Here is a 2587-nt window from a genome sequence, read left to right as displayed (position 1 = left end):
TGATCCTCGCCGTCGCGCCAGTCGGCGAGCGGCATGTAATTGTCGATGCCGACGAAGTCGATGTTGTCGTCGGCCCAGAGCGGATCGAGGTGGAAGAAGACATCGCCGCTGCCGTCGGCCGGGTGGTGCCCGAAATATTCCGACCAGTCGGCGCCATAACCGATCTTCGTATCGGCCCCCACGATGCCGCGCACATCGGCCGCGAGTTCCCGGAGCTTGGCGACGGCGGGATAGGAGGAGGCGCCGTCGCGAAGCGTGGTGACGCCCACCATCTCCGAGCCGATCAGGAAGGCATCGACCCCGCCGGCGTCAGTGCAGAGATCGGCATAGTGGCGGATAAAGCGCTTGAGGCCCCATTCCCCGTCGAAGAAGGCGTCGATATCCGCGCTGATGGCCGATGTCTTGTCGGCGCTGCCGGAAAGCCCCGGCGCGATATCGGCCGTGATACGCCCGCGCCAGGGAAACGGCTTCTGCTCCGCCTCGCCGTAGGGATCGGGCAAGCCGTTGCCGTCGCGGATATCCATGAAGACGAAGGGATAGAAGATCACCTTCAGCCCACGCCGCTTCAGTTCCGCCAGCGCCTCCGTCACCGCCCGGTCGGCGGGCGTGCCGCCATAAAGCGGGTTGTCCTCGTCGTCGTGGCTGACGACATGCGCTTCGGCGCGCCCGACGCCCGCGACGCTCCAGGCATAGGGTGACGTGGATTTGCCCGCGACCTCGACGCCCGGCACGATCCGGCAGGAGCCGGCGCGCAGGTCCGTGCCGAACCAGCCGACCACCAACGCCACCGTCTCCACGTTGGGCAGGATCGCGTGCAACTGGTCGAGCGCGAAGACGATATCGGTCTCGTCGGTCGGGTTGATCTTGTTCTCGGTGTCGGAATTGCCGTCCACCGTGCGGGTCACCGCCGTGGTGCCGTAGACGAACTCGCCCGCGCCGGGGATCAGCGTGACGGCGCGCGCCATCGTCTCCAGCGTGCCCGGATGTTCCGCTCCGATCGCGCGGATTACCTCGAACTGAAACTGCGGAATGCGGTTGCCGAAATCGGCCAGCGCCAGATGTTCGAAGACGATATAGGCCGTCCCCCGAAACGCCGGCGCGTTATCCGCCCCCTCCATCTCCGCGACGAGCGGATCGGCGGCCTGATCCTCCGAGCCGAGATAGATCCGGTAGGTCACGTCCTCCAGGTCCATCTCGTTGCCATCGGCCCAGATGCGGTCGATGCGGCTGATCGGTCCTTCGCAAAGCGCCACGGCGACGGAGATGGAATAGGTGTAGGTGGTGGTCGTGACGCCGCCGCCCTTGCCGCCGGTCGTCTCCTTCTTCTCCTTCTCCTTGAAGCGGGTCGCCCAGATGAGCTGGCCGGAAACGCGCTGGCGGCCATAGAGGCGCGGGATCACCGCGCCTTCGGTGGAGGCGGTGATGCTGACGTCGGAGCGGGCACCCTTCACCTTGCTGCGCGAGGCGAAAAGGGCGCTGTCGACGACGGAACCGGCGACGGCGCCGAGGGCCCCGCCGATCTGCGCGCCGGTCAGCGTCGCGCCGAGAATGCTGAAGCCGGAGCCGAAGAGCGAGCCGCCAAGCGCCGCCCCGGCCGCGCCGAGAACAAGGGATGCCAAGGGTCAGATCTCCGGAAAGCGGAAGGCAAAGGCGAGCCGGCGCTGCCAGCCCGCGTCGAAAGGCACTTCGGCGACGCTGTGGCGCGACCAGGCGTGGATCAGCGTCGGGCCGGAGGGACCGGTCGCCACGATGCCGCAATGCCTGGCCGGGCCGGAGCGCTTCATGCGGAAGAGCGCGACGTCGCCCGGCTGAAGCTCAGCAAGACCGATTGCCACGAGGTGGCGCGATGCCGCTTCCGCCATGGTCTCGCGACCGGTCGCCTCCGCCCAGTCGGGCGAATAGGCCGGCGGTGTCTCCGGCTCCGCGCCACGGAGATCGCGCCAGACGCCGCGCAAGAGGCCGAGGCAATCCGCGCCGACGCCCCTGAGCGACGCCTGATGGCGATAGGGCGTGTCGATCCAGTCCCGCGCCGCATTGACGACCCGGGTTCCCATCTCTGTCTCTGCCATGATCAGTTGCCGTAGAGGCTGCCGCCATCATTGGCGGTGTGGTCGTTCGGGTAGGAGGCGACCAGCATGTTGGAGGGCATGTAGGGGAAACCGCGGAAGTTCAGGAGATTGGCAAAGCGGTCGCGGCAGGTGCCGAACTGCTTGTCGCAGCCGGCGGTCACCGCGAACGTGTCACCGACCGCCACCGCCACGCCCATCGCCGTCCAGAGTTCCAGCCGCGCCAGTCCGGCCACCACCGAATGCAGCCGCACCTCGATCGGCCGGCCGGCATTCGCCCCGCTCGTCCAGGTCAGCGCGCCATTGTTGAACCAGCCGGCACCGAAGTCGCCGAGCCCGTCCACCGCGAACCAGCGGTCGGCGGCAAGGATCGCGGTGACGCTTCCCGTCCCGTGAAAGCGCGGGTCGGAAAGATCGACCCGGCAGCGCGCATCGCCCAGATTGGCGTCGCAGGAATAGGAGAAGACGCGGCCGATCTCCTGCCCCAGTTCATGCGCCATGCCGCGAAGCTCGGCGGTGAA

The 2587-nt window shown here is 67.7% G+C and carries 3 protein-coding genes; all 3 read right to left on the bottom strand.

Features of this window, described 5'->3' with window-relative positions; all coding sequences use genetic code 11:
* On the bottom strand, window positions 1–1619 hold a 1619-nt coding region (locus tag BMY25_RS20290; RefSeq protein WP_092500093.1), incomplete at its 3' end, for a baseplate multidomain protein megatron.
* A 3-nt stretch (window positions 1620–1622) separates the two neighbouring features.
* Entirely contained in the window at window positions 1623–2069 is a 447-nt protein-coding gene (locus tag BMY25_RS20285) for a C40 family peptidase (RefSeq protein ID WP_238858453.1), read from the bottom strand.
* A 2-nt stretch (window positions 2070–2071) separates the two neighbouring features.
* Window positions 2072–2587 (bottom strand): DUF2163 domain-containing protein (locus BMY25_RS20280; RefSeq protein ID WP_143062086.1); only part of this gene is annotated, 516 nt, incomplete at its 5' end.

This window comes from Faunimonas pinastri (assembly GCF_900110915.1).
In the GTDB taxonomy this organism is placed as follows: Bacteria; Pseudomonadota; Alphaproteobacteria; order Rhizobiales; family Afifellaceae; genus Faunimonas; species Faunimonas pinastri.
Note: the sequence above shows the minus strand (reverse complement) of the source record. Positions and strands in the feature narration are given on the sequence as shown.

Coding starts and splice junctions, on each gene's coding strand:
- BMY25_RS20285 (WP_238858453.1), bottom strand. CDS start 2,069: ATGGCAGAGACAGAGATGGGAACCCGGGTCGTCAATGCGGCGCGGGAC.